Here is a 24,881-nt window from a genome sequence, read left to right on the forward strand (position 1 = left end):
CTAGTCGTCTTCGTCGAGGAATGCAGCATTGACCAGGTCGTCGAGATCCATTGCTGCGAGGTCTTTTTCCTTCTTCTGCTCGGTGTCGGCGCCGTCGGCCTCGTTGGCCAGGCCCAACAACAGGTCCAGCACCCCGGCCTGCCGCAGTCGCTTGACCGGGATGGAAGCCACCACGCGCTGAATCTCCGCTTCCCCGGGAGCCGCTTTGGGTGCCACTTCGACCGAGACGCCAACCAACTCCTGATAGAAATAGCCGGCCAGGGCCGCGGAGTTCGGGTAGTCAAAGATCAGCGTCGGCGAAAGCGGCAGGCCGGTGGCGGCTTTGAGCCGGTTACGCATTTCGACGGCGGTCAGCGAGTCGAAGCCCAACTCCTGGAACGCCTTGTCCGGGTCGACGGCCTCCGGGGTGCTGGTGCCCAGCACCGTCGCGATGTGCGAACGCACCAGGTCAAGCAGCACCGCCTGCTGCTCGTCCGCCGGCAGACCGTCCAGGCGTTGCAGCAGAACGGACCTCGACTTGGCGGCCGCCAACGAGTCGTCGACCTGGCGACGGGCCGGCGCGTTGATCAGGTCGACGAACATTGGCGGCAGGGTGCCACCGTCGAACTTCTTCCGCAGGGCGGCGGTGTCGATGTGGGCGGGCAGCAGGACAGGCTCATCGATCACCATCGCGGTGTCGAGCAGTTGCAGTGCCTGCGTCGAGGTCATTGCCACGATGCCATCGCGGGCGAACCGGGCGAAGTCCACCGCCCCGAGTTCGCCGGTCATGCTGCTGGTCTGGTCCCACAGACCCCAGCCCAACGAGATCGCCGGCAGGCCACGGGTCCGCCGGTACACCGCCAAGCCGTCCAGGAAGCTGTTGGCGGCGGCGTAGTTGGCCTGCCCCGACGATCCCACCAGGCCGGCCATCGACGAGAACATGACGAAGGTCGCCAGCTTCGAATCCTTGGTCAGCTCATGCAGATTCCACGCAATGTCAACCTTGGAGCGCAGCACCGCGTCTACCCGTTCGGGGGTCAGTGACGTCACGACTGCGTCGTCGAGAACACCGGCGGCGTGGATCACCGCCGACAACGGGTGCTGGACCGGGATGTCTTCCAGCACCTTGGCCAGCGCCGCGCGGTCGGCCGCATCGCAGGCGACGATCGACACTTCGGCGCCGCCGGCAGACAGTTCCGCGGCCAATTCAGCGGCGCCGGGCGCATCCGGGCCGCGTCGGCCGATCAGCAGGAGGTTGCGCACCCCGTGGTTGGCGACGACGTGCCGCGCCAGCGCCGAACCGGCCATGCCGGTGCCGCCGGTGATCACCACCGTGCCCGGCGCCAGGACACCCCCTGGCTCGGTCGGCACAGTCAGCACCACCTTGCCGATGTGCCGAGCCTGGCTCAGGTAGCGCAGCGCCGCAGGCGCCCGCCGCACGTCGAAAGTCGTGACCGGCAGCGGCCGCAGCGTAGCGTCCTCGAACAGCATTGTCAGGTCGGACAGCATTCGCTCGATGTGATCCGCCCCCGCCTCGAAGAGGTCGAAGGCGCGGTAGCGCACGCCGCTGTGCCGTGCGGCGACCTCGCCGGCATCTCGGATGTCGGTCTTGCCCATCTCGAGGAAAAACCCGCCGGGCGCGAGAAGGCGCAGCGAGGCGTCGACGAATTCGCCGGCCAGCGAGTCCAGCACCACGTCCACTCCGCGGCCACCGGTCGCTGCGTGGAATTTCTCCTCGAACTGCACCGAGCGCGAATCGCCGATGTGGGTGTCGTCAAAGCCCATCGCCCGCAACGTGTCCCACTTGCCCTGGCTGGCGGTGGCGAACACCTCCAGTCCAAAATGCCGCGCCAACTGCACCGCCGCCATCCCGACCCCGCCCGCGGCGGCGTGAATCAGGATGCGCTGGCCCGCCTTGACGTCGGCCAGCGTAGTCAGCGCGTAGTAGGCGGTAGCGAAGACCACCGGCACGGTCGCCGCCTCGGTGTACGACCAGCCCGACGGCATGTCCATCAGCAGGCGCGCATCGGTGATCGCCACCGAACCGGTGCCCTCGGGGAACAGCCCGGTCACCCTATCGCCGACCGCGAAACGGCTGACATCCCGGGCTGTTTCGATCACGACACCGGACGCTTCGACGCCCATCACGGCGTTCTCGTCGGGATATAGACCGAGCGCGATCATGACGTCGCGGAAGTTGGCCGGCATGGTGCGCACCGCAACCCGTACCTGGCGCGACTCCAGCGGCGCGTCAGCATCCGGAATCGGTTCGAGCACCAGGTTTTCGAAGGTGCCCTTGCTGGACATGCCCAGCCGCCAGGCCCCGCCACTTGGCAGCACCAACAGCGCGTCCACCGCTCGACTGCCATGCACCCGACCGGTGAGGACGGTGTCGTTCCGCACCAGCAGCTGCGGCTCACCGGCCGCGAGAATCGCGGCGATCGTCGTATCACTGAGTGGCGCATCGGAATCCACCAGCACGAACCGACCCGGATGCTCCGTCTGCGCGGAACGCACCAGACCCCACACGGCGGCACCGGCCAGATCGGTGACGTCCTCCCCCGGCCTCCCGATCGCGCCGCGCGTCGACACCACCAGCGTTCCGGAATCGTGTTCGCCGAGCCATGCCTGCAGCGCAGCCAGCGCCGCGTGGGTGCGCCGGTAGGTCGAGCCCAGTGCATCGTCGTCGGCGGGCTGCGATTCGAACACCTCGTAGGACGGTGTGTCGGTGTGCGATCCGGATGCGGCGGGCGCCCAGACCACTTCGAAGATCCGGTCGGGACCCGAGCCCGAGACAGCGGCCATCAACTGTTGCCGCGACACCGGACGCGCCACCATCGATGCGACCGAAAGCACCGGGAGTCCCAGCGCGTCGGCCAATTCGACGGTCACCGACGACGGGCCCGACGGTGCGATCCGCGCCCGAACCGAGGACGCGCCCGCCGCATGCAGCGCAACACCCTGCCACGAGAACGGCACCAGGACGCCGTCTTTGCCGTCGCGGTCGGGCTCAGTCACGACGATCACCGCGTGCAGTGCGGCATCGAGAAGGGCAGGGTGCACGCCGAATCCGTCCGGCGACACTCCGGCGTCGCCGGGCAGCGACACGTCGGCGAATATCTCGTCGCCGCGTCGCCACATCGCGTTCAGCCCTTGGAACGCCGGGCCGTATCCGTAGCCGCGTGCGGCCAGCCGGTCGTAGAGCCGGTCGATGTCGACCGGTATCGCGCCCGGCGGTGGCCACGCGACCATGTCGGCACCGGACTCCGCGGCGCCGGGTCGGACGACGCCCTCGGCGTGCAGCGTCCAGCCCGAATGGACGTCGCCGCGGGAAAGCACCGACACCGCACGGCTACCCGATTCGTCGGCAGCGCCGACCACGACTTGCACAGCCACCGAACCGGTCGCCGGGATCACCAGCGGCGCCGCCAGCATCAGCTCGTCGACCACCGAGCAACCGACCTCGTCGCCGGCGCGGATCGCCATCTCGACGAAGCCGGCCCCCGGGAAGATCACCACACCGCCGACGGCGTGATCATTGAGCCAGCCCTGCGACTGCGCCGACAGCCGGCCGGTGAGCACCACCCCGCCGGAGGTCGGCAGGTCCACCACCGCGCCGAGCAGCGCGTGCTCGCTGGGCACCAGTCCGAGGCCTTCGGCGTCGACCGCGGCATCGTCGGCGGACAGCCAAAAGCGGCGTCGCTCGAACGCGTACGTCGGCAGTTCGACGAAACCGCCACCGGGCAGCGTGGCCCGCCAATCGACGCCGACACCCGACACGAACGCCTGCGCCAGCCCGGTCATCAGGCTGTTCGGTTCGGGACGGTCGTTGCGTAGCAACGGAACCGACGCCACCTCGGCATCGACGAGCGATTCCTCGATCGACGAGGTGAGGCCCCCACCGGGGCCCACCTCGATGAAGTGGCCGGCACCGGCCGCATTCGCGCAGCGAACGCTGTCGGCGAACCGGACCGCCGCGCGGATGTGCTGCGTCCAGTAGTCGGCCGTCGCGAAATGATCGCCGGCCAGTTCACCGGTCACGTTGGAGATCACCGGGATAGTGATCGGGTTCACTGCGAGTTCCCTTGCCGCTGAATTGAATTCGCTGATCATCGGCTCCATCAGCGGTGAGTGGAACGCGTGCGAGACCGCGAGTCGGTGGACCCGACGGCCCTGTGCGCGCAATTGCTCGGCAATGGCATGCACCGCAGCCTCGTCGCCGGACACCACCAGCGACGACGGTCCGTTCACCGCGGCGATGCCGACGTTCTCGGTCAGCAGCGGGCGCACCTCATCCTCGGTCGCCTGCACAGCGACCATCGCGCCGCCGGCCGGCAGCGCCTGCATGAACCGGCCGCGCGCGACCACCAGCAGCGCGGCGTTCTCCAACGACAGTGCGCCGGCGACGTGCGCCGCGGTGAGCTCACCGACCGAGTGGCCCATCACGAAGTCGGGACGCACCCCCCAGGACTGCAGCAACCGGTAGAGCGCAACCTCGACGGCGAACAGCGCCGGCTGAGCGAATTCGGTTGTGTTCAGCAGGGCTTCGTCGTGACCCCAGATGACTTCGCGCAGCGGGCGCAGCAGGTGGCGGTCCAGCTCACCGACCACGGTGTTGAACGCTTCGGCGAAGACCGGATAGGTGGCATGCAGCCCCATGCCCATACCGAGCCATTGCGAACCCTGGCCGGGAAACACAAAGACAGTCTTGCCGGGCAGCGCGGTGCCGGTGATCACCGACGCACTCGGCCGACCATCGGCCAGGTCAGCCAGACCGGTCAGCAGTGGGTCGCGGCCGTCGCCGAGCACCACCGCACGATGCTCGAACGTTGTGCGACCCGCCAGCGACCAGCCCACGTCGGCAGCTCCCAATTCGATTCGGGGACTGATGAATCCGGCCAGTCGCGAGGCCTGCGACTCCAGCGCCGCGGTCGACTTGGCCGACACCGCCCACGGAATAACCGCCGACGGCGAGATCGGCGTCGCCTCAGCGGTCGGCTCGAGCGGGGGTGCCGACTCGATGATCACGTGCGCATTGGTGCCGCTGATGCCGAAGGACGACACGCCCGCCCGGCGCGGCCGACCGCCGGCCGGCCAGGGCTGCTGATCGGACAGCAGTTGCACCGAGCCCATCGCCCAGTCCACATACGGACTGGGCGCATCAACGTGCAAGGTCGCCGGCAGCACCTCGTGGCGCATCGCCAGGATCATCTTCATCACCCCGGCGACACCCGCGGCGGCCTGGGTGTGACCCATGTTCGACTTGATCGATCCCAACCACAGTGGCTTGTGCCGATCCTGCCCGTAGGTCGCCAGAATCGCTTGGGCTTCGATCGGATCGCCCAATGTGGTGCCGGTGCCGTGGCCTTCGACGACGTCCACGTCGGCGGGACTCAAACCTGCGCTGGCCAGCGCCGATCGGACCACGCGTTGCTGCGAGGGGCCGTTGGGTGCGGTCAAACCGTTGGAGGCGCCGTCCTGGTTGATCGCAGAACTCTTGATGACCGCCAATACCGGGTGCCCCAGCCGCTGCGCATCGGATAGCCGCTCCAGCACCAGCATGCCGCCGCCCTCGGAGAATCCGGTGCCGTCGGCGGCCCCGGCGAACGCCTTGCAGCGGCCGTCGGTGGAAAGTCCACGCCAGCGGCTGAATTCGATGAAGATGTCGGGTGTGGCGTTGATCGTCACACCGCCGGCCAGGGCGAGGTCAGACTCCCCAGACCGCAGCGACTGTGCGGCCATGTGCAGGGTCACCAGCGACGTCGAGCACGCGGTGTCCACCGACACCGCCGGGCCTTCCAGGCCGAGCACATAGGACACCCGGCCGGACGCAACGCTGGACAGCTGACCGGTCAGCCGGAAGCCTTCCACCGGCTTGGCCGAGAACATCCCGTAGCCCTGGGTCATCAGGCCGGCGAACACACCGGTTGCGCTGCCGCGCAGCGTGGTCGGGTCAATTCCGGCCCGCTCCAATGCTTCCCAGGTCAGCTCCAGGAACATCCGCTGCTGGGGATCCATCGCCAAAGCTTCGGACGGTCCGATGCCGAAGAAGGCCGGGTCGAAGTCGCCGACGTCCTCGACGAAGCCGCCGGTGCGGGTGTAGCAGGCGCCGGCCACGTCGGGGTCGGGGTTGTACAGGTTGGCCAGGTCCCAGCCGCGATCGCGCGGGAAGTCGGTGATGACGTCACGGCCTTGGATGACCATGTCCCACAGGTCTTCCGGCGAGTTGACCCCGCCGGGGTAGCGGCAGGCCATGCCGATGATCGCGATCTGATCGTCACCGGTGATGCGCACGGCGGACACGCTCTTGACTTCCTGAGGCACGCCGGCGAGCTCAGTGCGAAAGTACGACGCCAGCCGGCTCGGGGTCGGGTAGTCGAAGATCAGCGTCGGCGAAAGCGCCAGCCCGGTGGCGGCTTTGAGCCGGTTGCGCATCTCGACGGCGGTCAGCGAGTCGAAGCCCAGCTCCTGGAAAGCCTTGTCCGGGTCGACGGCTTCCGGCGTGGTGGTGCCCAGCACGGTGGCGATGTGCGAGCGCACCAGGTCCAGCAGCACCGCGTGCTGCTCGTCTTCAGACAAGCCGTAGAGGCGTTGCGCCAGAGCAGACTTGGACTTGCTGGCGGCCAGCGAGTCGTCCACCCGCCGACGGGTAGGCGCATTGACCAGGTCGAGGAACATCGGGGGCACCACGGCGGCGTTGGCCCGCAGTGCGGCCGCATCGATGTGTGCGGGCAGCAGGAAGGGCTCGTCGACGACCATCGCGGTGTCGAAGAGCGCAAGCGCGGCGGCTGACGACAGCGGCTTGACACCGGTGCGCGCCAACCGGGCCCGGCCCGCGTCGTCGAGTCCCCCGGTCATGTCGCTGGCCTGCTCCCACAGACCCCAGCCCAGCGAGATCGCCGGCAGGCCGTGCGCCCGGCGGTGGGCAGCCAGACCGTCCAGGAAGCTGTTGGCGGCCGCGTAGTTGGCCTGCCCCGACGACCCGACCAGGCCGGCCATCGACGAGAACATCACGAACGCCGAGACGTTTGAATCCTGGCTCAGCTCATGCAGATTCCAGGCGGCGTCGACTTTCGCCCGCAGCACCGCATCCACCCGCTCCGGTGTCAGCGACGTCAGCACCGCGTCGTCGAGCACACCGGCGGCGTGGATCACCGCAGACAGCGGATGCTGAACCGGAATATCGGCGATCACCTTGGCCAGGGCGGCACGGTCGGCGGCGTCACACGCCACCACCGACACCTCGGCCCCGGCGGCCGTCAGTTCTTCCGTCAACTCCGCAGCACCCGGCGCGTCCGGACCGCGGCGACCGAGCAGCACCAGCTGCCGCGCGCCGTGATTGGCCACCAAGTGGCGGGCCAGCGCCGCTCCAACCATGCCGGTGCCGCCGGTGATCAGCACCGTGCCCAATGTCCACGAGTCCGGCATGGTCAGCACGACCTTGCCGGTGTGCCGGGCCTGGCCGAGGTAGCGCAGTGCGGCCGGCGCGCGCCGAATGTCGAAGGTGGTCACCGGCAACGGACGTAGCACGTCGGCGTCGAAGAGTTCGGCGAGTTCCAGCATGTACTGGTGCATCCGGTTGCGGCCGGGTTCAAACAGGTCGAAGGCGCGGTAGCGCACGCCGGGATATTCCTCGGCAACCTTCCCTGGATCGCGGATGTCGGTCTTGCCCATTTCGAGGAACACTCCGCCGCGCTTGACCAGACGCAGTGAGGCGTCGACGAATTCACCGGCCAGCGAGTCGAGCACGATGTCGAAGCCGCGGTCACCGACGATGGCACGGAATTTCTCTTCGAACTCGAGCGTCCGGGAGTCACCGATGTGGTCATCGTCAAAGCCCATGGCCCGCAATGTGTTCCACTTCGGGCGGCTGGCGGTCGCGAAGACTTCGAGCCCGAAGTGCCGCGCCAACTGCACCGCGGCCATGCCCACACCGCCGGTTCCGGCGTGCAGCAGCAAACGCTGGCCGGGCTTGACGTCGGCGAGGTGGACGAATGCGTAGTAGGCGGTGGTGAAAACAGCGGAGATGGCCGCAGCTTCGGCGTACGACCAATCCGACGGCATCGGCAGCAGCAGCCGGGTGTCGCCGGCGACCACGGTGCCGCTGCCGTCCGGAAAGAAGCCGTACACGTCATCGCCTACGGCGAATTCGGTTACCCCCGGCCCTATTTCGACGACAGTGCCGGCCCCCTCGCCGCCGATCAGCGCGTCGTGGGTGAACATGCCCAGCGTGATCATGATGTCGCGGAAATTGGTCGAGATGGAACGTAGCGCGACGCGTACCTGGCCAGGTTCCAGCGGCGCGCCGGCGTTGGGCACCGGTTCCAGTTGCAGGTTCTCGAAGGTGCCCGCGGTCGACAAGCCCAGCCGCCACGGCCCGTCGGCCGGCGGTACCAGTAAGCCGTCGACAGCGTTGCTGCCGCGTACCCGCGCAGTGTAGACCGTGTCACCGCGAAGCAGAACCTGCGGCTCACCGACCGCCAGCACTTGCGCGACCGTCGAATCACTCAGCGGACCAACGGAATCCACCAGTACGATGCGGCCGGGATGCTCGGTCTGCGCCGACCGCACCAATCCCCACACCGCGGCGCCGGCGAGATCGGTGACGTCCTGGCCGGCCAGTCCGACCGCGCCGTGGGTCGACACCACCAGCACGCCCGACTCGTGGTCGGCCAGCCACGATTGCAGCTTCGCCAATGCCTCGTGGACTCGCTGATAGCTCGCTGTGACGGGATCGCCTGCTGCAGCGGTGGATTCGAACAGCTCGTACGCCGGCATCTCAATGCGCGAGGAGGACGACGCCGGCGACCAGGCCAGCTCGAAAAGCTGATCGCCACCGCTGCCGGACATCGCCGCCAGCAACTGCTGCTGCGAGATCGGCCGGGCAACCATCGACGACACGGTCAGCACCGGCAGCCCCAGCCCGTCGGCCAGTTCCACCGAGACCGCCGACGGACCCGACGGCGCAATCCGAGCCCGCACCGACGACGCCCCCGCCGCGTGCAGCGACACGCCCTGCCAGGAGAACGGCAAAGCCAGCTCAGCGCCGCTGGCGCTGAGCTGGCTGACCGCGGCCGCGTGCAACGCCGCGTCGAGGAGCACCGGATGGACGCCGAATCCGCTCACGCCGCCGGCCGCCTCCGGCAGTGTCACCTCGGCGAAGAACTCGTCGCCGCGTCGCCACAACGCGGTCAAGCCCTGGAATGCCGGGCCGTACTGGTAACCGCGCTCCGCGAGCCGCTGATAGCCGTCGGTCACGTCGACGGCGGTCGCGCCCTCGGGCGGCCACACCGACAGATCCGCGAGGGGCTCGACCGGGGTGGATGACAGGATGCCGGTCGCGTGGCAGTTCCAGGTGGACTCCGCAGTCTCTCTGGAGAACACCGACATGCTGCGCTGACCGGATTCGTCGGCGGCGCCGACGACCACCTGCACTGCCACCGCACCCGACGCCGGCAGCAGCAGTGGCGACTGCAGGGTGAGTTCGTCGACTCTGGCGCACCCGACTTCGTCGCCGGCACGGATCGCCAACTCGACGAAGCCCGCGCCGGGGAAGACGGCCACGCCGGAGACGGCGTGATCGGACAGCCAGCCTTGGCTGGCCGGCGACAGTCGGCCGGTCAGCACCACTGCGCCGGAGTCCGGCAGTTCGACCACCGCACCCAACAGCGCGTGCTCGCCGGCACCGAGCCCCAGGCCGGCCGCGTCCACCGCGGCTCCATCCCCCGAGAGCCAAAAGCGCTTGCGCTCAAAGGCGTACGTCGGCAACTCGACAAAGCCGCCCGCGGGCACCGCGGCGCGCCAATCGATCTTCACACCCGAGACGAAGGCCAGGGCGGCCGAACTGAGGAAGCGTTGCAGGCCACCGTCTTCGCGGCCGAGCGTCGGCACCACGACAGCGTCGACCCCGCCATCGGACGCGGTGTCTTCCACACCGGCGATCAGCGCGGGGTGCGGGCTGGATTCGACGAAAGTCCGGTAGCCGCTCCGTGCTGCGGCGCGCACCGCAGAAGCGAACTCGACGGTCTGCCGGATGTTGCGGAACCAGTAGTCGGCGTCGAGGCCGGCGGTGTTCTGGACGGCGCCGGTGACCGTGGAGAAGAAGACGGTACGCGTCGACTGCGGCTCGATGTCGGCCAGCGCCTCGGCGAGTTGGTCGCGGATCTCGTCGACGGCGACGGAGTGCGATGCGTAGTCGACGTCGATGCGGCGGGCCCGCATGTCACGTTCGGCGCACAGCGCGACGATCTCGTCGAGCGCGGCTGCCGCACCGGAGATGACCACGGCCGACCGGCCGTTGATCGCGGCGATGCTGACTTGATCGCCGTAGGGCGCCAACAGTTCTCGTGCTCGGTCGGGCCCACAGGCCAGCGACGCCATCCCGCCGCGGCCGGACAGCGCCAGCAGCAGTTTGCTGCGCAGCGTCACCACGCGGGCGGCGTCGCGCAACGACAGGGCGCCGGCGACGTACGCCGCGGCGATCTCGCCCTGGGAGTGGCCGATGACGGCGTCGGGACACACGCCGATCGAGCGCCACAGTTCGGCCAGCGAGACCATCACCGCGAACAGTGCGGGCTGCACCACGTCGACGCGGTCCAGGCCCGGGGCGCCGGGTGCGCCACGCAGCACGTCGATCAACGACCAGTCCGCGAACTCGGCGAATGCCTGGGCGCAGGCGTTCATCTGCTCGGCGAAAGCCGGTGCGGCGTCCAGCAACTCGATGCCCATGCCGACCCACTGCGAGCCCTGACCAGGGAACACGAAGACGGTCTTACCCGCGGGAGCGGCCTGGCCGGTAATCACCGACGCGCCCGGCAGGCCCTGCGCCAGTTCGCCCAGGCCGGCCAACAACTGGCCACGGTCGCCACCCAGCACCACCGCCCGATGCTCGAAGGTCGATCGCCCGGCCAGCGACCAGCTCACGTCGGCCGTGTTCAATTCCTCACGGGCGCCGACGAATTCGCTGAGACGCCGGGCCTGCGCCGACAGCGCCGCCGCGCTCTTGGCCGACAACACCCACGGCACCACCGACGGTGGCGGGGCCGCGCTCTCGGCCGGCTCGACCGCCGGGGACTCCTCGATGATGACGTGGGCATTGGTGCCGCTGATTCCGAACGACGACACCGCGGCGCGCCGGGCGCGACCATGAGCAGCCCATGGCTGCGACTCGGTGAGCAGCGACACCGATCCCGCCGTCCAATCCACATGCGGGCTGGGCACATCCACGTGCAAGGTGGTGGGCAGTACCTGGTGGCGGATGGCCTGCACCATCTTGATCACACCGGCCACGCCGGCAGCGGCCTGAGTGTGACCCATGTTCGACTTGATCGACCCCAGCCACAGCGGCGTGTCGGCGCGGTCCTGGCCGTAGGTGGCCAGCAGTGCCTGGGCTTCGATCGGATCGCCCAAAGTCGTTCCGGTGCCGTGGCCTTCGACCACGTCCACCTCGGCCGCGCTCAATCCGGCGTTGGCCAGCGCGGTGCGTACCACCCGCTGCTGGGACGGGCCGTTGGGGGCCGTCAACCCGTTGGAGGCGCCGTCCTGGTTGACCGCGGTGCCGCGCACCACCGCGAGCACCCGGTGGCCCAACCGCTGCGCGTCGGAAAGCCGCTCCACGACCAGCATTCCGCCGCCCTCGGACCAGCCGACGCCATCGGCCGATCCCGCGAACGGCTTGCACCGGCCGTCTGGCGACAAGCCGCGGTGCCTGCTGAATTCGACGAACACTGTCGGGGTGGCATTGACGGTCGCGCCGCCGGCCAACGCGAGGTCGCACTCCCCGGACCGCAGCGACTGCACCGCCATGTGCAGGGCCACCAACGACGAGGAGCACGCGGTGTCCACCGACACCGCCGGGCCTTCCAGCCCGAGGACGTAGGCCACCCGTCCGGTGGCCACGCTGGAGGTCATCCCGGTCAGCCGGTAGCCCTCGATCTCTTCGGCGAGCATGCCGTAGCCCTGGGCGATGATACCGGCGAAGACTCCGGTGGCGCTGCCCCGCAGCGAGGTCGGGTCAATTCCGCCCCGCTCCAACGCTTCCCACGACAACTCCAGCAGCATGCGGTGCTGCGGGTCGGTGGCCAGCGCCTCGCTGGGCGCCACGCCGAAGAACCCGGCGTCAAATCCGGCGACGTCGTCGACGAACCCGCCGGAGCGGGCGTAGCACTTGTGCGGGGCGTCGGGGTCGTCGTCGAAGAGTCCGGCGAGGTCCCAGCCGCGGTCGGTGGGGAATTCCGACATCACGTCACGCTTGTTCGCGACCATATCCCACAAGCTGTCCGGCGAATCGACGCCGCCGGGGAATCGGCACGACATCCCGACGATGGCGATCGGTTCACCGGAGCGCTCCAGCAGCGCACGGTTCTTGATCTTCAGCCGCTCGACCTGGACCAGCGCTTTACGCAACGCCTCGGTTGCATGCTGGAGTTGGTCAGCCATCTCGTTACCCCTCGCCTAGCGTCGGTCGTCGCTCAATGAAGAAATGCGGCCCTGGATGAGGAGCAGCGTCACGTGCCGCGCGGATGGCGGCTTGTCTGCTGTTCGGCCCGAGAACCTCGTTGGCGGGCGCCGACTCGCCCACCCCGCCCATGACCTGGCCCCGCACCTGCTTCCGGTGCCCAGCGATCCATGGCGAGACTGTACCCGCCACCAGTGAGCCGATCCCAAGCCTGGTCAGCGCCACCCGTCGGCGGCCGCGGCGGCCCGCATCAGGGCGTCGCAGAGTTCGCGGAGCTCTGCGGTGCCGGCACCTTCGTCCAACGCGGTGGCCACATCTTCGGCCGCGCATCGCACCTGGTAGACCCGGTCGGACAGGTCAGCGGCCTCGTCGGCGGAAAGCACCACGGAGTCCTCGGGCAACGATGCGCCCGGCCCGCCGTTGATCGAAGCCCGTTGCTCGTAAGCGCGTTGCCGGCACGACTGGCGGCAGTACCGGCGGCGCCGACCCAGCCCGCTGTCGGCGATGTCTCGGCCGCACCAGCGGCACGGCTGCGGGCGGTCGCGGCGTGTCACGGGGCCGACTTTAGTCGGGGTGCCGGTTGAATCCCGGTATCATGAAAAGCCGGGTCGCCCGGCATGCCCGGGAACTTCACCGCTTCGCGGGACGTTGTTCAAGGGCAAAGCCGCTGAGAAGATACTAAGAGGAGTGCCAACCAATGGCTGATCGCGTCCTGAGAGGCAGTCGCCTTGGAGCCGTGAGTTACGAGACTGACCGCAACCACGACCTGGCGCCGCGTCAGGTCGCGCGCTACCGCACCGACAACGGCGAGGAATTCGAGGTTCCGTTCGCCGACGATGCCGAAATCCCCGGCACGTGGCCGTGCCGTAACGGCATGGAGGGCACCCTGATCGACGGGGATCTGCCGGAGCCGAAGAAGACCAAGCCGCCCCGCACCCACTGGGACATGCTGCTCGAGCGACGCTCGGTCGACGAGCTCGAGGAACTGCTCAAAGAGCGTCTCGACCTGATCAGAACCCGCCGTCGCGGCAGCTGACGCTTACTGCTTGACCGGTGTGGGACGTTGCCGGTGCAACCGTCCGTCGATCCCCCACTGCGCGACCTTGACGACGGCTTCGCGGATGTTGGATCCGCTCATTTTTGACACGCCCAGTTCACGCTCGGTGAACGTGATCGGCACCTCGGTGACGACGAATCCGTTGCTGATCGTGCGCCACGTCAGATCGATCTGGAAGCAGTAGCCCAACGAGTCGACCCGGTCGAGGTCGATCTTCTCCAGCACTTCGCGGCGGTAGGCGCGGTAGCCGGCGGTGATGTCGTGAATGCCGATCCCGAGCGCCAGCCGGGCGTAGGTGTTGGCCGTCCAGGACAGCGCCCAGCGCCGCTTCGGCCAGTTCTGTACGTTGCCGCCGTCGACGTAGCGCGAACCGATGACCAGATCGGCGCCGCCGTCGATGGCCTCGAGTAGCAGACGTAGCTGCTCAGGTGCGTGGCTGCCGTCGGCGTCCATCTCGACGAGCGTGGTGTATCCGCGGTCGAGCCCCCAGGCGAAGCCGGCCAGGTAGGCAGCTCCGAGGCCGTCCTTGACGGTGCGATGCATGACGTGGATCAGGCCGGGGTTCGCCGCCGCCAGGTCGTCGGCCAGTTGCCCGGTGCCGTCCGGGCTGTTGTCGTCGACGACCAGGATGTGGGCGTCGGGGCGGGCCGTGCGCAGCCGCTGCACAATGAGCGGGAGATTCTCCCGCTCATCGAAGGTGGGGATGATCACCAGGGTGCGCAGGCTGGGGCGATCGCCCGCAACCCGGGACACCGGATCGCCGGTGCTCATAAGTCTCCTTTTTCAGGCCGCTGAACAAGTTCGCGGGCGGTATCACGAGTGTCGTCGTCGAGCTCGGGGTCAGGTGACCGGTCGTCCCCGTCGGCCACCACGTCGTCGCCGGGCGGATCGTCGTCGGAGTTCACCGGCGCCGGGCCACCTCTGTTTGCCAGCTCCGACAGCCGTCGGTGGATATCCGCGAACCATCTATTGTGCAGCATCGCGGCCAACAGGACTGCCAGAGCCGCCACGACCAGCACATATTGCACGATCGGGCCCCAGTTGGCGGCCGGGGTCAGCGATGTCTTGAGGCGGACCTGGTCGTCCAGGTAGGCCGGCGTGAAGAACTGGGTTCGCTGTAGCTCACGGCCATCCGGTGCGACGACGGCCGAGATCCCGACGTTGCTGGAGACCAGCGCGTAGCGGTCCAGCTCGACCGCGCGCAGCTTGGAGAACGCGAGCTGCTGTTCGCTCATCGTCTGGTTGAAGTTGGCGTTGTTGGCCGGCACCGCGAGCAGCTGGGCACCGCCCAGGACCGAGTGCCGCAGCGCGCGGTCGAAGCTGACCTCCCAGCAGGTTGCGATTCCGATCGGGATTCCACTGGCCCGCACGACACCGGAACCCCTGCCCGGCACGATGTAACCGGCCATGTCGGCCATCCCGGACAGCTGGCGGAAGAAGCTACGCCAGGGCAGGTATTCGCCGAACGGCTGCACGATCCGCTTGTCATGCCGGTCGCCTGGACCCGTCTTGGGATTCCAGACGATCACGGTGTTCGTCTGAGCCGGCGATTCGATGGTCCGGTTCGGGACGTCGAGCACCGTGCCGACCAGAATCGGCACCCCGATCGCATCGACAGCTACTGAAATCTCCTGCGCTGCATCAGGATTGGCGATCGGATCGATTTCCGATGCGTCCTCGGGCCAGACGACGAAGTCGGGCTGTGGCGCGCGACCGGCACGCACATCGTCGGCCAGCCTCCGGGTTTCACGAACGTCGTTGCCCAGCACCGCGAGGCGCTGCGCGTTGAATTCCAGGCCAAGCCGGGGCACGTTGCCCTGCACCACGGCCGCGGTGACGACGGGTTCGTTGCCGGAGCCGGTGCCGGACTGGCGGACCTGCGGCCAGACGGCAGCGGCAAGGAAGAACATCAGGCAGATGCAGAACGCCGGCAGCAGAACCTTCGGCGGGGCGTCGGCGATTCGGGCCTGTTCAGCAGTCTGGCGGCGGTGCGATGCCCGCCACCACGACACCGCCTCCATCACGAAGGCGGCGGCGCCGCAGCCGGTGAGCACGATCGCCGACGAGACCAGCGGGACGCCGCCCAGCCGAACGAGTGGCAGAAACGGCCCGGACGTCTGCCCCGCGGCCACCACACCCCAGGGAAAGCCGCCGAATGGAATCGTGCACTTGAGCCATTCCTGCGCCGCCCACAGCACCGCGAACCAGATCGGCCAGCCGGGAAGCCGCCGCACGGTGACGGCCGCCAGTCCGAACAGCCCCGGGAACACCGCGCAGAGCAGCACCAACGCGAGCAGCGGCAGGGCACCGACCAGAATGCTGATCCAGCGGATGAGCGGCAGATAGAACGCCACGCCGAACAGTAAGCCGTAACCGAAACCACCGAAGGGCGTGGTGGCGCGCCGGGTCAGCACCCATGACAGCACGGCAAAGGCCGGGACGGCGGCCCACCACCAGTTGAATCTGGGGTAGCTCGAGCACAGCAGCAGGCCTGCGACGATCGAGGCGCTCAGCCGCGTCAGCCTCGGCCGCAGCCACCGGCCCGCCTGAGGCACCCGTTTGCGCGTTTCGCCGGCCAGCCATGCCAACAGCACCGAGATCAGCCGCACCAGTCGCTGCCACAGGTGCGTACCGATCCGGATGACCTGGCCGGGTAATTCCGCGACCCGGTGGTGGGGCGCGTCAGGCGTCTCGGCAGCCCTGCTCGCCGGCTTGAGATCGCTCAGGGCGTCGTCGATGTCGTCATGATCGGGTTCGGCGTGCGGGATCGGCGGGATCTCCCCGGTCACCGCGGCTGCCGCCGGGACGGGCATCCCACCGGTGACGGCCTGGCCGTCCTCGACCGCGTCTGTGATCGCGGGAAAGACTTCGGTGGTCTCGGCAGGCTTCGAGGGCCGAATCCGCCTGATGCCCCTAGGCATGGATCACCGCGCCTCGATGGACCGTCTGCCGGCAGCGGGGCAACGGGGCGGTCGCATCCAGCCGCGGCAGTGCCGGTACCCGCGATCGGGAGTCGGTCGACCATCGGCGCACGGCATCGCTCGGCGCGCTGGCTTCGAATTCGTCGACATCCCAGACTGCGTAGGACGCGGGGGCACCCGGGACCAGGGTGCCGGTCAGTGCGTCGCCGGCGCCGCAGGCCCGCCAGCCACCACGGGTTGCGGCGGCGAACGCGGCTCGCGAAGAGATCGAACTGTCGGGGGTGTGGTGGCTGACGGCCGCCCGGATCGTTGCCCACGGATCGAGGCCGGTCACCGGGGCGTCGGATCCGAACGCGAGGGCCACGCCTTGGGATGCTAGCAGCGCAAACGGGTTCAGACGCCCGGCTCGATCGATACCGAGACGACGGGCGTACATGCCTTCACGACCGCCCCAGAGCGCGTCGAAATTGGGCTGCACGCTCGCCATCACTCCCCAGGCGCCCAGCTTGGTCGCCTGTTCGGCGGTGACCATCTCGAGGTGCTCGAGGCGGTGACCACAGCGGGCCACGGCGGGCACACCGAGATCGGCGACCACCTGCTCCAGGGCGGCCACGACGCTGCCGACTGCGGCGTCGCCGATGGCGTGAAAACCGGCCGTCACGCCGGCTTCGGTGCACGCCCGTAGGTGCGCGGCGATGGCGTCGCCGTCCAGGTAGCACGTCCCGTGGTGGCCGGCTGCGTCGTCGTACGGGTCGCGCAGCCAGGCGGTGCGCGACCCCAGGGCTCCGTCGACGAACAGGTCGCCGGCCAGCCCCGCCGCGCCGGTCCCGGTGAGGAGCTCGCGCGCCGCAGCGGGGCTGGTGACTGCCTCGCCCCAGTAGCCGATCACCTCGACGCCGTGGTCGAGGGCGCGTAGTTGTTGCCAGTCGTCCAGACCGCCGATCTGCGGGCCGGCGCATTCGTGCACGGCGACAATCCCATTCGCCGCCGCGGCATCCAGCGCAGCCAGCCGGGCCTCGGTACGTTGCGCGTCGGTCAGTAGGTCGCGCGCGGCAGCGCGGACCCGGTGGTGCGCGTCGGCCACCAACGGCCGCTGCCCGTCGAACCCGGTCGTCGACGCCAGGCCGTCGACGCGCTGGCGCAGACCGGTGGACGCCAGCGCCGAGTGCACGTCGACCCGGGCCAGGTAGGCAGGCCGACCATCGAGGACCGCGTCGAGGTCCGTGGTGCTCGGTGCCGCGTTCTCCGGCCACGACGACTCATCCCAGCCGTGACCCCAGATCGGCTCGCCCGGGTGAGCGGCCGCGTAGTCGGCGATCAGCTGCAGGCAGTGCCGCAACGACGTGGCGGTCCGCAGGTCGAGGCCGGTGAGCGTCAGCCCGGTCGCGGTGAGATGGACGTGGCTGTCGACGAATGCCGGGGCCACGAAGCCACCGGCGAGGTCGACGACATCCGCGGCGGAGAACTGGTCGCGGGCCACGTCGTCGCTGCCCAGCCACACCACGATGCCGTCGCGCACCGCCATCGCGGTGGCGCCGGGATGGCTGGGGCTGTACACGTGGGCGTTGAGCAGCAGGGTCGCCGGGACATCAGTCACGCCGAAAAACCTAGGGGTACGGCTAGTCGGACCGCGGGGCGGGCGGGCCGACTTCGCTGACGCCGATGACCTCACCGTCGATGTAGTCGGGCCGCGGCGCGCGGTTGGCTGCGCCGACGCCGGAGACGGTGATCAGCGGGATGCGGCGGCCGAGACCGCGCACGACCATCGCGCTCAGCAGCGGGCGGACGGCGATCCGGGTCGGCGGTAGCACCAGCAGCAGCCCTGCGACGCTGGTCAACAGCCCGGGCAGCACCACGAGCAGGGTCCCCAATGCGACGGCCATGCTGTCGGCGGCCAGCTTCGGCTGGTCGGCGCGCAGGCCCGACCGCAGCCGGTTGAGCTGCAGCTTGAGTTGCCAGCCGGCGAGCGTGAGGCCCGCGGCGAACGCGGCCGCCAGCAGCAGCAGGGTCCATCCGAGCCCGATCGTCGACGCCAGCGCCACCACGACGGCAAGCTCGGCGACGACGTAGACCACAAACAGTCGCGACACCATGAACTGGCAACGTTGCGGAGGGCCGCCGGAGTTCCGCAGACCGCTGCCGCGCGGTTAGATGACGTGGTGACAACAATCGATATCGACACCCCGACCGGCCCGATCGACGCCCTGCTCGACATCCCGGAGGGCCCAGGACCGTGGCCCGGCGTGGTGATCATCCACGACGTGATCGGTTACGCATCGGACAAGGAGTCGATCAACAGCCACGTCGCCGCGGCCGGATATCTGGCGCTGACCCCGAACCTGTTCGCCCGCGGGGGCTGGGCGCGCTGCGTCACCAAGGTGATGCGCCAACTGCTCACCAAACAGGGACAGGCACTCGACGACGTGCTGGCGGCCCGCGACCACCTCAAGGCGCTGCCGGACTGCACCGGCCGGGTCGGCGTCGCCGGATTCTGCATGGGCGGACAGTTCGCACTTGTCATGTCGCCCAAGGGTTTTGACGCATCCGCACCGTTCTACGGCGCGCCGCTCCCCCGCCACCTCAGCGAGACCCTGGACGGAGCGTGCCCGGTGGTGGCCAGCTTCGGCGCCCGCGACCCGATGGGCATCGGGGCGCCCAAGAAGCTGCAACGGGTGCTCGACCACAAGGGGATCACCCACGACGTCAAGACCTACCCGAAGGCCGGACACAGCTTCGCCAACAACCTTCCCGCGCAACCGCTGCTGCGCATCGCCGGATTCGGCCACAACCAGGAAGCCACCGAGGATGCGTGGGCGCGAGTCTTCGCCTTCTTCGGCGAACACCTGCACGCCTGAATCAGGCGGGCCGCAATTCCAGACCGACGTTGTCGGCCATACCGCCGCGCCACTTGCTGAACACGGTGAACAATCGACCGACGATGCCGTACTCGTTCACGATGGCGTCGTAGACCACCCCGGTCTGCGACTTGTCGAGGATGGTCGCGGTCGCGTCGATGGGCTCGCTCTTGGGATTCCCGCGCCTGTCACAAATGGCCAGCGTAACCCGCGAATTGTTGCGAATTCGCTTGACCTTCCACGACTTGGCCTGGGTAATCACCAGCAGACGGTCGCCGTGGTTGGCGGCCCAGATCGCCGTGGGTTTGGGTCGACCGTCCTTGGTGAACGTGGTTAGCAGGACATATTGCGCCTTGGCGACATCTGCGAAGCTCGGGACCACGGCTTCAGTCTAAAGGCGTATTGGTGGGGTCTTGCTGGCGGGTCGCGAAGCCAACCCTCAATTTTGAGGCCAAGCGTCACGACCAACCTCGCGCAAAATGCACGACAATCTGTCATATGAGCACGCTGACCATTCGCACGGATCCGGACGTGGAACGGGCATTGACGGCGCTAACCCGCGGCGGCGAGGCCGGCTCACGTATCTGTCGATATTGAAGCTCTCCGCAGGAAGCCCGCGATTTGCTTTCTAATTGGAATCCGAGCCGACGGGGGCTCATTAGTTGTCCGGTTGCTGACAAGTCGGAAATCTACCCGCTCCACCGGTGCTGGCATGTCAACGAACGCCTGTTCATGATGTAACCAACAGCCTGCGTGAAACGACCCCGCCGGCACCGGGGGGATTTACGGAAGGAGAGTGAAGGCCTCGATGTGGCACGGACGGACGATGGTGAAGTGACGGCGGTCGACGGTCGCGATCTCATTGATGCCTAACCGTTCAGCAATGGTCACCACGGAGGCGTCGACGGCGCCAAGCGGCAAGTCTCGGTACCGCGCAACAAGTTCGGCGATCCGCAGCCAATCTCCTGCTGCTACCGGCTCGACGGCGAACGCACCATCGGCCAAGTCGCCGAGGAATCGCACTTCAGGTTCGGCGCCCAATCGGGTACCCAGTAGGTAGACCACCTCGGTGATGACAAGTGTCGGGACGATCAACGGGCCCGGATGAGTCTGGAGAATCTCCAGCGACGACGCATGGTGGGCGTCGTCGGCGTCGACGTAGGCATACAGGGGGCCCGCATCGACAACGATTGCCCCTATCGTCCGACCTCGGCAGCCAGAATCTCCTCGATACGCTCGGAGACATCGCTACGGCCGCTACGGCCGGCAGCCGCTGCGTTCAGGCGCCGACGGCCACCGGGCACACCAAGGTACGCCTCAAGTGCTTCACGGCTGACCTCCGAGATGGTCAAATTCCGTCGCCGAGCCTCATGCCGCAGACGAGCATCCAGTGCGTCAGGGATCTTGACCGTCGTCCGCCTCATGTATGCCAGCATACCCTAGCTGTCCACCCCGTACCGACTCCAGCCACCCCGATCGACGTACTCCCCGATGACGTCCCGCACGATGACGCGCAGCGTCGGCGACGGGATCGCATCTATTTCCGGCACAGAGCCTTGAGGTAGGTGGAAAGTCGTAAAACTACCCCCTCGACTCGGATCACCCGTCAGATGGCTCGCCAAGCCAAGGGCATCGTCGACACGCTGGGCTCGACCGTGAACCGTTGGGCCGCAGTCACTTCGCCGTTCTGACGATAGTGAGGTTGTGGTCATGTAGCGCGGTGATAAGTGCGCGGGTCTCGTCGTCGCGCTGTGGCGCCAGTTCGTGGGCGATGGCTGTGCGCACGACGGCCGATACCGGTAGGCCGCGGTCTGCGGCAGCGGCGCGTAGCCGGGTCATCTCATCGTCGGTGAGGCGCACAGTAAGGGTTTGGGCTTTTTCGCGGTTGGGGTGGGTGGCCGACGCGGTCGTGTATTCAGAGCTGTCGACGGCTTCCAGCTCGCGCGCCTCGTTGAGTAGGTTGTTGAGCTCGTTGTTCACTGGTTGTTCCTTTCCCGGTATGTGCTGCGGTCGGCGCGGTCGGCCGGCCAACAGTTCGCGCCGTATTGCCGGCCCTCGTGGTTAACGACGATGACGACGAGCACCGGCGTCTGCGGTCGGCGTGAATCCAATAAACCGGCTACTTTTACCCGAGCGGCTTTTGGGGTCGGGGATAAACCCCACCACGTCGGGATCGTTGACAGCCTCGGTTGCCATCTCAACTGTGGTGCGATGCTTGTCCCGCATGTGGATGACCGCGTCGCTCGGCCAATGCAACTCGGTCACTGGCTCGGTGTATTACAAACGTATGGCATCTGCGCGGTTTCCCCGTGGTTGCCGGCTGAAGCTGCGGTTTGCCACCGGTGAACAGCCGTCGCCTTCTGGTGAGCAAGGCGGTCGACGTCTGGCGCGCGGCCGTGGCTGCGGGACCGCTGGGTTTGACGAGTTATGTGAACCCGGGCTGACCAGATCTACCGACCATGTCGTCGGCCTCCGGTCTTGTTTCAGCGCGGCATCCGGCGCCAAACGAACTGTGGGAGAAGCTTGAAGCCGAAAAACACCGGCCGCAACGCCCAGGGGATCCACACCGTGCGTCGCCCCTTGGCCAGCGCCCGCGCTGTCGCCGCGGCCACCTGCGCGGGTGTGCTGGGCAGTGGGGCCGGCGTCATGCCCTCCGTCATCCGCCCGTTCACGAACCCTGGCCGCACCAGCAGTAACCGCACCCCACTGCCGTGCAGCGCATCGGACAGCCCGCTGGCGAACCCATCCAGCCCGGCCTTGGCCGAGCCGTAGACATAGTTGGCCCGGCGCACCCGGACGCCGGCCACCGAGGAGAACACCACCAGCGTTCCCTTACCGGCGTGGCGCATCGCGGTGGCCAGCTGGGTGAGCAGGCTGACCTGCGCGACGTAGTCGGTGTGCACGACGGCCACCGCGTGCGCGGCATCGGTCTCGGCGCGGCCCTGGTCGCCGAGGATGCCGAAGGCCAGCACTGCGATGCCGATCGGGCCGTGCTCAGCGATGATCGACGCGACCAGCGGGCCGTGCGATTCGAGGTCGTCGGCGTCGAATTCGACGCATGCCACCTTCGCCGCACCGGCCGCGCGCACAGCCGCGATCTGGTCGTCGAGGCGGTCGGCGTTGCGGGCCGCCAGCACGATCGACGCACGCGGGGCGAGCCGCCTTGCGAGCTCGATGCCGATTTCGCTGCGGCCACCCAGAATCAGCACCGTGTGCGCGCCCGTGTCATTCACGGCTGCGATTATGTCCTGCGCTAGCGTGAGCGGTGATGGCGAACTCCACGGCCCGGCTGACCAACGACGCGCTGGCGTTTCTGACCGAGCGTCACCTCGCCATGTTGACCACGCTGCGCGCGGACAATTCGCCACACGTGGTCGCGGTGGGATTCACGTTCGACCCAAAGACGCACATCGCCCGGGTGATCACCACCGGCGGATCGCAGAAAGCGGTCAACGCCGACCGCGGCGGGGTCGCCGTACTCAGCCAGGTCGACGGCGCCCGCTGGCTGTCGTTAGAAGGTCGGGCGAGCGTCAACGGCGAGATCGACGCCGTCCGCGACGCAGAGCTGCGCTACGCCCAGCGCTACCGCACACCGCGGGAAAACCCGCGACGGGTCGTGATCGAGGTTCAGGTGGAGCGGGTGCTGGGATCGTCGGATCTGTTGAACCGCAAAACCGACTAGCCCGCTAGACGAGCGTGGCGCCGGGCGCCCGGATCACCAATGGCACCGCCGGGAAATATGCCGCCATCTCCGGTCGGGACTTGGCCAGCGCTGCGGTTCCGTAGCCGCGATGCCGGTAGTCCGGGTGGATCCAGATGCGGACGTGCACTTCGTGGCCGTACAGTTCGCCGAACACCATGCCGACCTTCTCATCGCCGTCGACCGCGACGAACCAGGCCGCCTCCTCGGCGTCGAAACGGTCTTGTGCAGAACGGATTTCGTCCTCGACGCCGCTGGCGGGAGCGCCCGAGCCATCTCCCTTGGCGCCCGTCTCCTGGGTGCGCGCGGAAAAGATGTCAAGGTCGGACTTACTGGAGAACGCACGCAGCGTCAGGGTTTCGCCCGCGCTGGCCGGTCGGTCTTTGAACGTGAAGCTCAAGATGTTGTTGAGATCCTCGAGCTCGGCGACGATCTTTTTGCGCGAGACCTTGGTCAACTGATCGAACGACATCCCGATCACCGCTTCGGCACCGAGCCGTGAGGTATCCAGCAGCTCGACGATCGCGTCCACCGCCGACGGTCGATCGTCAGCCTCCACGATCAGGTCCAGCACTTCGTGTCGTCGCTCCAGCGCGTTCATCAGCGCGTTGGTGATCTCTCGGCGGGCGGCGGTGCGGTCGTGGTCGGTCATCACTTGAGCCTAATACTCCGGGTGGTCGCAGCGCTTGACTGGTGGCGATTAAACCGGCACCACGATCAGCTGATGTGGACGGTGGTTCACCGACTGCGCGCCGTGCTCGCCCACCACCACGATGTCTTCGATGCGGGCTCCCCACTGGCCGGGGAAGTAGATACCCGGCTCGACGGAGAACGCCATGCCGACCTGTAGCGGCAAGTCGTTGCCGGCGACGATGTAGGGCTCCTCGTGCACCGACAACCCGATGCCGTGGCCGGTGCGGTGCACGAAGTACTCGCTCAGCCCGGCCTCGGCCAGCACGTTGCGGGCTGCGGCGTCGACCTGCTCGGCGGTCACGCCGGGTCGCACTGCCCGCACAGCCGCTTGTTGAGCGCGCTGCAGCACCGAATAGCGTTGCGCCACATCGGGGCTGGGCTCACCGATACTGTAGGTGCGGGTCGAGTCGGAGTTGTAACCGGGCGCATACGGGCCGCCGATGTCGACGACGACGATGTCGCCGACTTCAATCTCGCGGTCGGAGTACTCGTGGTGCGGGTCGGCGCCGTGCGGTCCGGAGCCGACGATGACGAAGGCCACCTCCGAATGCCCTTCGGCGACAATGGCTTCGGCGATATCGGCGGCGACGTCGGCCTCGGTGCGGCCGGGCACCAGGAACTGCGGCACCCGAGCGTGCACCCGGTCGATCGCCGCGCCCGCTTTGCGCAGTGCGTCGACCTCGGCGGCGTCCTTGACCATCCGCAGTTCGCGCAACACGTCGGTGGCCAACACGGGCAGCGCGCCAAGGACATCGGCCAGCGGTAACAGATGCAGCGCGGGCATCGAGTCGGTGACCGCCGTCGTCGCCGGAGCGCCGCCCACGGCGTCGGCAACCAACGCGTAGGGGTCGTCCCCGTCGACCCAATCCCGCACCGTCACGCCGAGATCGGCGACCGCGGATTGCTTGAGCGACGCCAACTCCAGGCGCGGCACGACGATCGTCGGGTCACCGGTGACTGGCAGCACCAGCGCGGTCAGGCGTTCGAAGGTCTGCGCGCGCGAGCCGACGAGGTAGCGCAGGTCATATCCCGGGGTGATCACCAGGCCGGCCAGGCCCGCCTTCGCCGTGGCGGCAGTAGCGGCCGCCACTCGGCGGCGGTAGACCTCGGCATCGAAGCGGTCGGAAACCATGCGTGTCAGGCTAGCGGGAGACGTTGACTCTGCGCTGCGGGAGAAGAAGTTCGAGTAGCACGCGCCGCCAGCGCAGAATCAACGGCG

Annotated in this window: 17 protein-coding genes; 3 read left to right on the forward strand and 14 right to left on the reverse strand. The window is 68.1% G+C overall.

The window, feature by feature from the left end; genetic code table 11:
• A complete protein-coding gene (locus tag ABDV69_RS04065) occupies positions 1-12,417 on the reverse strand; it encodes a type I polyketide synthase (protein WP_343572046.1) in 12,417 nt (4,138 codons plus the stop codon).
• Positions 12,418-12,651: 234 nt separating this feature from the next.
• Positions 12,652-12,990, reverse strand: a complete 339-nt coding sequence (locus ABDV69_RS04070; protein ID WP_343572047.1) for a hypothetical protein — start codon at positions 12,988-12,990, stop codon at positions 12,652-12,654.
• 143 nt (positions 12,991-13,133) lie between these two features.
• Here ABDV69_RS04070 and ABDV69_RS04075 point away from each other — a divergent pair, with 143 nt between their 5' ends.
• Entirely contained in the window at positions 13,134-13,472 is a 339-nt protein-coding gene (locus ABDV69_RS04075; protein ID WP_343572048.1) for an RNA polymerase-binding protein RbpA, read from the forward strand.
• 3 nt (positions 13,473-13,475) lie between these two features.
• Here ABDV69_RS04075 and ABDV69_RS04080 read toward each other — a convergent pair whose 3' ends face one another.
• From ABDV69_RS04080 to ABDV69_RS04095, 4 genes are read right to left on the reverse strand one after another with little or no spacing between them, the layout of a single operon-like run.
• Positions 13,476-14,264, reverse strand: coding sequence for a polyprenol monophosphomannose synthase (locus ABDV69_RS04080; protein ID WP_343572049.1), 789 nt, complete (start codon positions 14,262-14,264; stop codon positions 13,476-13,478).
• Entirely contained in the window at positions 14,261-16,414 is a 2,154-nt protein-coding gene (gene lnt, locus ABDV69_RS04085) for an apolipoprotein N-acyltransferase (RefSeq protein ID WP_343572050.1), read from the reverse strand. The genes ABDV69_RS04080 and lnt overlap by 4 nt, the downstream gene beginning before the upstream one ends.
• Complete coding sequence (locus ABDV69_RS04090; RefSeq protein WP_343572051.1) at positions 16,407-18,011, reverse strand: amidohydrolase; 1,605 nt, start codon at positions 18,009-18,011, stop codon at positions 16,407-16,409. The genes lnt and ABDV69_RS04090 overlap by 8 nt, the downstream gene beginning before the upstream one ends.
• A gap of 22 nt (positions 18,012-18,033) precedes the next feature.
• Positions 18,034-18,507 (reverse strand): FxsA family protein, encoded by a 474-nt coding sequence (locus ABDV69_RS04095; RefSeq protein WP_343572052.1) that lies wholly within the window; start codon positions 18,505-18,507, stop codon positions 18,034-18,036.
• A 66-nt stretch (positions 18,508-18,573) separates the two neighbouring features.
• Here ABDV69_RS04095 and ABDV69_RS04100 point away from each other — a divergent pair, with 66 nt between their 5' ends.
• Positions 18,574-19,269 (forward strand): dienelactone hydrolase family protein, encoded by a 696-nt coding sequence (locus tag ABDV69_RS04100; protein ID WP_343572053.1) that lies wholly within the window; start codon positions 18,574-18,576, stop codon positions 19,267-19,269.
• Between the two features lies 1 nt (position 19,270).
• On the opposite strand, the gene ABDV69_RS04105 is transcribed toward ABDV69_RS04100, so the two are convergent.
• The 6 genes from ABDV69_RS04105 to ABDV69_RS04130 form a co-directional block, all read right to left on the reverse strand.
• Entirely contained in the window at positions 19,271-19,651 is a 381-nt protein-coding gene (locus ABDV69_RS04105) for a PPOX class F420-dependent oxidoreductase (RefSeq protein ID WP_343572054.1), read from the reverse strand.
• A 401-nt stretch (positions 19,652-20,052) separates the two neighbouring features.
• Positions 20,053-20,469: a PIN domain-containing protein gene (locus tag ABDV69_RS04110; protein ID WP_343572101.1), complete on the reverse strand. Its 417-nt coding sequence runs from the start codon at positions 20,467-20,469 to the stop codon at positions 20,053-20,055.
• Positions 20,466-20,693 (reverse strand): CopG family transcriptional regulator, encoded by a 228-nt coding sequence (locus ABDV69_RS04115; protein ID WP_343572055.1) that lies wholly within the window; start codon positions 20,691-20,693, stop codon positions 20,466-20,468. The genes ABDV69_RS04110 and ABDV69_RS04115 overlap by 4 nt, the downstream gene beginning before the upstream one ends.
• 250 nt (positions 20,694-20,943) lie before the next feature.
• Positions 20,944-21,249 carry a ribbon-helix-helix protein, CopG family gene (locus ABDV69_RS04120; protein WP_343572056.1) on the reverse strand — a complete coding sequence of 102 codons (306 nt, stop codon included), beginning with the start codon at positions 21,247-21,249 and terminating at the stop codon, positions 20,944-20,946.
• A gap of 81 nt (positions 21,250-21,330) precedes the next feature.
• The gene (locus tag ABDV69_RS04125; protein ID WP_343572057.1) at positions 21,331-21,534 is read right to left on the reverse strand and encodes a hypothetical protein; all 204 of its coding nucleotides are present in this window, start codon (positions 21,532-21,534) and stop codon (positions 21,331-21,333) included.
• A gap of 218 nt (positions 21,535-21,752) precedes the next feature.
• Positions 21,753-22,502 carry an SDR family NAD(P)-dependent oxidoreductase gene (locus tag ABDV69_RS04130; protein ID WP_343572058.1) on the reverse strand — a complete coding sequence of 250 codons (750 nt, stop codon included), beginning with the start codon at positions 22,500-22,502 and terminating at the stop codon, positions 21,753-21,755.
• 35 nt (positions 22,503-22,537) lie between these two features.
• On the opposite strand from ABDV69_RS04130, the gene ABDV69_RS04135 reads away from it, so the two are divergent.
• Positions 22,538-22,951: a F420-dependent biliverdin reductase gene (locus ABDV69_RS04135; protein ID WP_343572059.1), complete on the forward strand. Its 414-nt coding sequence runs from the start codon at positions 22,538-22,540 to the stop codon at positions 22,949-22,951.
• Between the two features lie 4 nt (positions 22,952-22,955).
• On the opposite strand, the gene ABDV69_RS04140 is transcribed toward ABDV69_RS04135, so the two are convergent.
• Complete coding sequence (locus ABDV69_RS04140) at positions 22,956-23,621, reverse strand: GNAT family N-acetyltransferase (protein WP_343572060.1); 666 nt, start codon at positions 23,619-23,621, stop codon at positions 22,956-22,958.
• 48 nt (positions 23,622-23,669) lie between these two features.
• A complete protein-coding gene (locus ABDV69_RS04145) occupies positions 23,670-24,794 on the reverse strand; it encodes a Xaa-Pro peptidase family protein (RefSeq protein WP_343572061.1) in 1,125 nt (374 codons plus the stop codon).
• Positions 24,795-24,881: the final 87 nt, after the last annotated feature.

This window comes from Mycobacterium sp. (genome assembly GCF_039583785.1).
Classification (GTDB): domain Bacteria; phylum Actinomycetota; class Actinomycetes; order Mycobacteriales; family Mycobacteriaceae; genus Mycobacterium.

Bases quoted from the DNA above. Each gene is read 5' to 3' on its own strand.
- ABDV69_RS04065 (WP_343572046.1), bottom strand. From the start codon at position 12,417: ATGGCTGACCAACTCCAGCATGCAACCGAGGCGTTGCGTAAAGCGCTG.
- ABDV69_RS04075 (WP_343572048.1), top strand. From the start codon at position 13,134: ATGGCTGATCGCGTCCTGAGAGGCAGTCGCCTTGGAGCCGTGAGTTAC.
- ABDV69_RS04080 (WP_343572049.1), bottom strand. From the start codon at position 14,264: ATGAGCACCGGCGATCCGGTGTCCCGGGTTGCGGGCGATCGCCCCAGC.
- lnt (WP_343572050.1), bottom strand. From the start codon at position 16,414: ATGCCTAGGGGCATCAGGCGGATTCGGCCCTCGAAGCCTGCCGAGACC.
- ABDV69_RS04095 (WP_343572052.1), bottom strand. From the start codon at position 18,507: ATGGTGTCGCGACTGTTTGTGGTCTACGTCGTCGCCGAGCTTGCCGTC.
- ABDV69_RS04115 (WP_343572055.1), bottom strand. From the start codon at position 20,693: ATGAGGCGGACGACGGTCAAGATCCCTGACGCACTGGATGCTCGTCTG.
- ABDV69_RS04135 (WP_343572059.1), top strand. From the start codon at position 22,538: ATGGCGAACTCCACGGCCCGGCTGACCAACGACGCGCTGGCGTTTCTG.
- ABDV69_RS04140 (WP_343572060.1), bottom strand. From the start codon at position 23,621: ATGACCGACCACGACCGCACCGCCGCCCGCCGAGAGATCACCAACGCG.
- ABDV69_RS04145 (WP_343572061.1), bottom strand. From the start codon at position 24,794: ATGGTTTCCGACCGCTTCGATGCCGAGGTCTACCGCCGCCGAGTGGCG.